Source organism: Pseudomonas sp. 05N434 (genome assembly GCF_056396965.1).
The window spans coordinates 1-6691 of sequence record NZ_JBFTMK010000267.1 but is presented as its reverse complement, the minus strand read 5'-3'; the positions used below and the strand labels follow the sequence as shown (position 1 = coordinate 6691).

At 59.6% G+C, this 6691-nt stretch carries 6 protein-coding genes and 2 pseudogenes; 4 read left to right on the top strand and 4 right to left on the bottom strand.

Annotation, left to right across the window (positions count from 1 at the left end; translation table 11 throughout):
- Together AC1DLB_RS17410 and sugE are read left to right on the top strand one after the other, a co-directional pair.
- Window positions 1–232, top strand: a pseudogene (locus AC1DLB_RS17410) (bile acid:sodium symporter family protein); the annotation flags it as partial.
- Window positions 233–351: 119 nt separating this feature from the next.
- Window positions 352–666, top strand: a complete 315-nt coding sequence (sugE, locus tag AC1DLB_RS17405) for a quaternary ammonium compound efflux SMR transporter SugE (protein WP_018925158.1) — start codon at window positions 352–354, stop codon at window positions 664–666.
- A gap of 52 nt (window positions 667–718) precedes the next feature.
- On the opposite strand, the gene AC1DLB_RS17400 is transcribed toward sugE, so the two are convergent.
- From AC1DLB_RS17400 to AC1DLB_RS17385, 4 genes are all read right to left on the bottom strand, one after another.
- On the bottom strand, window positions 719–2593 hold the full coding sequence (locus AC1DLB_RS17400) for an MFS transporter (protein ID WP_477785348.1): 1875 nt from the start codon (window positions 2591–2593) through the stop codon (window positions 719–721).
- A 102-nt stretch (window positions 2594–2695) separates the two neighbouring features.
- Entirely contained in the window at window positions 2696–3847 is a 1152-nt protein-coding gene (locus tag AC1DLB_RS17395; RefSeq protein ID WP_477785347.1) for a TDT family transporter, read from the bottom strand.
- A gap of 106 nt (window positions 3848–3953) precedes the next feature.
- Window positions 3954–4265 carry a cupin domain-containing protein gene (locus AC1DLB_RS17390; protein WP_477744275.1) on the bottom strand — a complete coding sequence of 104 codons (312 nt, stop codon included), beginning with the start codon at window positions 4263–4265 and terminating at the stop codon, window positions 3954–3956.
- Window positions 4266–4307: 42 nt separating this feature from the next.
- Entirely contained in the window at window positions 4308–5501 is a 1194-nt protein-coding gene (locus AC1DLB_RS17385; protein ID WP_477785346.1) for an MFS transporter, read from the bottom strand.
- A 91-nt stretch (window positions 5502–5592) separates the two neighbouring features.
- On the opposite strand from AC1DLB_RS17385, the gene AC1DLB_RS17380 reads away from it, so the two are divergent.
- On the top strand, window positions 5593–6132 hold the full coding sequence (locus tag AC1DLB_RS17380; protein WP_064619319.1) for a TetR/AcrR family transcriptional regulator: 540 nt from the start codon (window positions 5593–5595) through the stop codon (window positions 6130–6132).
- Window positions 6133–6291: 159 nt separating this feature from the next.
- Window positions 6292–6691 (top strand): annotated as a pseudogene (locus AC1DLB_RS17375) (hybrid sensor histidine kinase/response regulator); the annotation flags it as partial.

Here is a 6691-nt window from a genome sequence, read left to right as displayed (position 1 = left end):
CCTGTTCAACCTGCCGCTGGCCCAGCGCAAATCCCTGGCACTGGAAGTCGGCATGCAGAACTCCGGTCTGGGTGCGGCACTGGCCAGTGCGCACTTCTCGCCGCTGGCGGCGGTGCCGAGCGCGCTGTTCAGCGTCTGGCACAACATTTCCGGGGCCCTGCTCTCCACCTATTTCCGTCGCATGAGCGAAAAAGAGGATCGGAAAATCGCTGCTCAGCAAGTGGCTGACTGATCCGAAAACTTGATCCTCGGGTTAATGATGGGCACTCTATCGCGCAACGCGGGGACGACCTCGCGGCTCGATCGAGTGCTTAATCCGGGGACGACCCCATCCATCGATGGAGGTCTTCCATGTCCTGGATCATTCTGTTTTTCGCCGGCCTGTTCGAAGTCGGCTGGGCCGTTGGCCTGAAATACACCGACGGCTTCAGCCGCCCTCTTCCCACCGCATTGACCGTTGCCGCCATGGCGATCAGCCTTGGCCTGCTGGGCCTTGCCATGAAGGAATTGCCGCTGGGCACGGCCTATGCAATCTGGACCGGCGTGGGTGCAGTGGGCACGGTGATCGCCGGGATCATTCTGTTTGGTGAATCCATGGCACTGTTTCGGTTGGCCAGTGTGGCACTGATCATTACCGGGTTGGTTGGGCTCAAGGTCAGCGCTTAGGCCACTGACGTCATCGCGGGCAAGCCCGCGATGACGCCCGCAAAGTCACCAACTATCTAACGGCGCCACGCAAATCCCCCACCAACGCCTGCAACTTCGCTGGCTCAGCCACCTCAACAGCCACCGCCGGCCCTGCCACCAAGGTCACCCGCGACCATAACCGACGGAACAAGCCCTTGTTCGGATCGCGGCTGAAGAAACTCCCCCACAACCCCTGCAACGCCAGCGGAATCACCGGCACCGGTGTTTCTTCGAGAATCCGCGTCAGCCCGCCCTTGAACTCGTTGATCTCGCCATCAGCGGTCAACTTGCCTTCGGGGAAAATACACACCAGCTCGCCATCCTTCAGATACTGGGCAATGCGGGTGAAGGCTTTTTCGTAGATTTGAATGTCTTCCTGACGCCCGGCGATCGGAATCGTGCCGGCCGTGCGGAAGATGAAATTCAGCACCGGCAGGTTGTAGATTTTGTAATACATCACAAAACGAATCGGCCGACGCACCGCGCCACCAATCAGCAACGCATCGACGAACGACACATGGTTACAAACCAGCAGTGCCGGGCCCTCATCAGGAATCAACTCCAGGTTGCGATGCTCGACGCGGTACATGGAATGGCCGAGCAGCCAGATCATGAAACGCATGCTGAACTCGGGGACGATTTTGAAGATGTACGCGTTGACGCCGATGTTCAGCAGCGACACCACCAGGAACAGCTGCGGGATCGACAGCTTGGCGATGCTCAGCAAGACGATCGACACAATCGCCGATACCACCATGAACAGGGCGTTGAGAATGTTGTTGGCGGCGATCACGCGGGCCCGTTCGTTCTCGACGGTGCGGGACTGGATCAGCGCATACAGCGGCACGATGTAGAAACCGCCGAAGACCCCAAGCCCGAGGATGTCGATCAACACCAGCCAGGTGTGACCGAACCCGAGGATTTCGAGCCAGCCATGGCCGGCAACGCTGTCCGGAATTCCGCCGGAATGCCACCACAGCAACAGGCCAAATACGGTCAGGCCGAATGAGCCGAACGGCACCAGACCGATCTCGACTTTGCGCCCGGAGAGTTTCTCGCAAAGCATCGAACCCAGTGCAATACCGACCGAGAACACGGTAAGAATCAGCGTCACCACGGTCTCGTCGCCGTGCATCCATTCCTTGGCATACGCCGGGATTTGCGTCAGATAAATCGCCCCGACAAACCAGAACCATGAGTTGCCGACGATCGAACGCGAGACCGCAGGGGTTTGCCCCAGGCCCAGCTTCAACGTGGCCCAGGACTGGCTGAAGATATTCCAGTTCAGGCGCATTTGCGGCGATGCCGCCGCAGCTCGGGGAATGTTGCGGCTGGCCAGATAACCGAGCACCGCAATGCCGATGATTGCCGTGGACACCACCGGCGCGTAGTTGCTGGCGGACATCATGATGCCGGCGCCAATCGTCCCGGCGAGAATTGCCAGGAAGGTGCCCATTTCCACCAACCCGTTGCCACCCACCAGCTCTTCTTCGCGCAAGGCCTGCGGCAGGATCGAGTACTTCACCGGCCCGAACAGCGCCGAGTGGGTGCCCATGGCAAACAGCRCCAACAGCATCAGCGACAGGTGATCGAACATGAAACCGACCGCGCCCACCGTCATGATGACGATTTCCCCGAGCTTGATCAGACGGATCAGCGCGTCCTTGGCGAACTTCTCCCCGAACTGCCCGGCCAGGGCCGAGAACAGGAAGAACGGCAGGATAAACAGCAGCGCACACAGGTTGACCCAGATCGAACGGTCACCCTCGATGGTCAGCTTGTACAGAATGGCTAGGATCAGCGACTGCTTGAAGATGTTGTCGTTAAAGGCCCCAAGGGACTGCGTGACAAAAAAAGGCAGGAAGCGCCGAGTGCGAAGCAAGGTGAACTGCGAGGGGTGACTCATCTTCCATGTGTCCCTGATTTTTTTGGTAGAGGGTGGCGTGGATACTGTTATTGGAATGTCGAACGTCGATCCAGGCCACACACATTACCTAATCTTTGCCGGTTATTTCTTTAATCCTGCGATGCACGGTGAGACAAACAGTTCGCCCTTCCACGCGCCCTGCACCGTGCGTTTGGCGACAATCAGCCACATCACCGCCAGCATGGCCACCAACACGCAACCAAAGACACTGAAAAACGTCAGGTTCAAGGTGCTGGCCAGTTTCAGCGTAGTCAGGGAATAGACACCCAGCGGGAACGTGAAACCCCACCAGCCGAGATTGAACGGGATACCGGCGCGCAAGTAACGCACGGTGATCAGCAGTGCTATCAGCATCCACCAAAGCCCGAAGCCCCACAGCGTGATCCCGGCCACCAGCCCAAGGCCCTCAGCTATTTCACCGATCCCCGGCAGACCATTGGCGGCAAAGATCGCCGGCGCGTCGGCACCCATCAACAACATGCCCAGCGCACCCGTGCCAATCGGCCCAAGCGCCAGCCAGCTCGAGGCGGCCATGTTTTCGTGGGGCAATTTATGCAACGCCATGCGCAGCAACAGGATGGTCAGAATGCTGAACGCCACCGGCAGGGAAAAAGCCCAAAGCACGTAGCTGGTCACCAGCACCACTAACTGCGAATGAGCATCGGCGAGGTGCGGCGCCAGCAAGCCACCACTGGCAGCCGCCACTTCCGCCGCCACCACCGGCAACAGCCAGACAGYGGTCATCTGGTCGATGCTGTGCTCCTGACGGGTGAACATCATGTAGGGAATCAGTACGCCGCAGGCCAGCGACATCGCCACGTCCAGCCACCACAGCACTTCGGCGACATGAATCACACCGTCGCCCCAGCGCGGCAGGCCGAACAACAGAAAGCCATTAATGATGGTCGCAAGGCCCATGGGAATGGTGCCGAAAAACATCGAAACCGTGGAGTGGCCGAAAATCCGCCGCGCTTCGTCGAAGAACATGACCCAACGCGCGGCATACATGGCCGTGAACAACACAAACAGGCCAATATTTAATAACCACAAGCCTTCGGCCAATGCATGCAGACCGGGAGTCGACACCGGCAGTTGCGCAAGCGCAAGCGCCAATACACCAGTGCCCATGGTCGCCGCGAACCAGTTCGGGGTGAATTGGCGGATGGCTTCTCTTGGGTGCTGCAGATGACTGAACGGCTTGATACCGGGTTTAACGCTACGGGTGCAGGTCATGGCGAACTCCTGTCCTCTAATGAGGGAGGCGCTCATGATAGATCCGAATAGAATATCGATATAACGGGTAATATCTCTAACTGTTATCTGTTTTGCAGATATAGCATCAGACGCTGCCTTCAGTCTCGATCACCAATATCCTCGCCACGCCCTGCGGATGAGCCACATGTTCGGTGCCCACCGAGGCATAGAAAATATCGCCGACCTCCAGCAGGGTTTCCTTTTCGAGGCCTGCTTCGCGATAACGCATCTGCACCTGACCGTCGAGCACCACGAACACTTCCTGGCCATCGTTGACGTGCCATTTATACGGCTGATCGGTCCAGTGCAAACGGGTGGTGATACCGTTCATGCTGGCGATGTCCAGCGCCGCCCAGGCGCGGTCACCGGTGAAGGATTTGCTGCGGATGATCTTCATGGGTCGGTCCGTCGAAATGAATGGCGGTGCCAAGGCTAACGGTCATCTGACATCGACGCCACAGACTTTGACAGACCGCTCACGAAGCAACCCGATCAGCGCACCGAGCGACAGGATGATCAGTACCGCGCCGTAACCGTCGGTGGTCGCCACCAGCCCAAAGCTGCGGGTCAGATTACCGGCCAGCAACGACGGCAAGCAGAACGCCAGATAACTGAGCACATAAAACGCCGACATCAACCCGGCCCGCTCATGAGGCAAGGCCAGCGGCACGATGCTGCGCAAGGCGCCAAGGAAACCCGTACCGAATCCGCTGCCCGCCACCAGCGTGCCGAAGAAAAACAATGGCAGGCTGGCGCTGTGGACCGCCAGCAGAATCAGCGCAACGCCTGCGGGCAGCAAGCTCGCGCCCAGCAGCAAGACCTTGTCGGCCGGCCGATTGCGCAAGGCGTAGATCATCGAGGCACCGGTCACCGTCAACACGGCCACCGTCGCACCGCCAATCAGGTTCGACGTGGACCCGGTGGCTGTCCGCACCAGGGACGGCGCCAGGGAGGCGAAAAAGCCGCCGAGCGCCCACACCGCGAGGTCTATCGGCAGCACCCGCCACAACATTCGCCGCGCCTGAATCGGCACATGCAGGGTCGGGCGGAGCGAGGCCCAGGCACCCGGTTGTCGACTGACGCTTTCCGGCAGGCGCCAGACGTACAGCGCTTGCATCAAAAACAGCGCGAACAACACCCAATAGGTCAATTGCAGCGGCAGGGGCGCAAACTCGGCCAATAATCCGCAACCCATGGCCCCCAGCGYCATGCCCAGCAACGGCGCGACACTGTTGACCATCGGCCCTTGCTGGCGATCGGTGTCCAGCAACGCCGCACTCAAGACGGCGGTGGCCATTCCCGTCGCAAAACCCTGAAGTACTCGCGCACCGATCAACCAGGCGACGCTGTCGGCGTTGATGAACAGCAACATCGCCAGCATATTCAGCAACACGGCGGTAAAAATCACCGGTTTGCGCCCCAGATAATCCGACAGCGAACCGACCGTGAGCAGCGCCGCCAGCAAGCTGAGGGCGTAGACACCGAAAATAAGGGTCAGGGTCGCGGCCGAGAACTGCAGGTGCTCCTGATAGAGGTGATACAACGGGGTCGGCGCGGTGGAAGCGGCGAGAAAACTGAGTAAGGTGATCGCCAGAAACCACAGGCTGGAACGATTTGTCGCTGGAAGAGACATGAGCACACTCCGCAAAARCTAATTTTTTGCTTTTGCGGAGTCTGCTACTGGTCAGCGCTTAAAGCAAATTCTTTGTGTTAAGGTCCGCCGCATGGCTATTAAAGAAGGTTTACGCCCTGGTGGCAGAAGTGCCAGGGTTCAAGAGTCGATTCATTCGGCTGTCCGCGCGCTCCTTGAAGAGCAGGATCGGGCGACCCTGACCGTGCCGCAAATCGCTGCCCGGGCCGGGGTGACGCCGTCGACCATTTATCGGCGCTGGGGTGATCTGTCTGCACTGCTGGCCGATGTCGCCCTCGCCCGCATGCGCCCCGACAGTGAGCCGGCCAATACCGGCAGCCTGCGCGGGGACGTGCGGGCCTGGGCGGAGCAATATCTGGACGAAATGAGTTCCGAACCCGGGCGCAACATGATGCGCGACGTGCAATCCAGCGCCACGCCGGGCTATTGCGTGACGATCATTGGCGGGCAGTTGCAGACGATTCTGGATCGCTATCCCGATCAATCACGGCCAAGTGTCGACCGGTTGATCAATATGGTGGTGGCACCGACGGTGTTTCGCATCCTGTTTGCGGCGCAGGCGCTGGAGGTTGAAGAGTTGCATCGGCTGATCGATATTGCGTTGAGTCAGTAACGCCGCGAAGAGACCCGAAAAGACACCAAAGATCCAACTGACTCCCAACCTGCGACACCCCGCCACGCCACGACCTTGGTCGACACTGACTAACTCAGGCGGTCATGCGAGACTGTCTGGATCGGGCGCAGTCCCGGATGTCTTTTGTCTGGAGTTCCCATGTCGCTGTCCACCGGGCTGATCGCCATTGTCGCCCTGGCCTATATGGCCATCCTGTTCGCCATCGCCTTTTACGGCGACCGTCGCAGCACGCCGCTGCCGCCACGGGTGCGTGCCTGGGTGTACAGCCTGTCGCTGGCGGTTTATTGCACCAGCTGGACGTTCTTTGGCGCCGTGGGCCAGGCAGCCGAACAACTCTGGTCCTTCCTGCCGATCTACCTCGGGCCGATCCTGCTGCTGGTGTGCGCGCCGTGGGTCCTGCAAAAAATGGTGATGATCAGCAAGCAGGAGAACATCACCTCCATCGCCGACTTCATCGCCGCCCGTTACGGTAAATCCCAGTCCCTGGCGGTAGTCGTCGCGCTGATCTGCCTGGTCGGCGTGCTGCCCTACATTGCCT

Coding starts and splice junctions, on each gene's coding strand:
- AC1DLB_RS17390 (WP_477744275.1), bottom strand. CDS start 4,265: ATGAAGATCATCCGCAGCAAATCCTTCACCGGTGACCGCGCCTGGGCG.
- AC1DLB_RS17380 (WP_064619319.1), top strand. CDS start 5,593: ATGGCTATTAAAGAAGGTTTACGCCCTGGTGGCAGAAGTGCCAGGGTT.
- sugE (WP_018925158.1), top strand. CDS start 352: ATGTCCTGGATCATTCTGTTTTTCGCCGGCCTGTTCGAAGTCGGCTGG.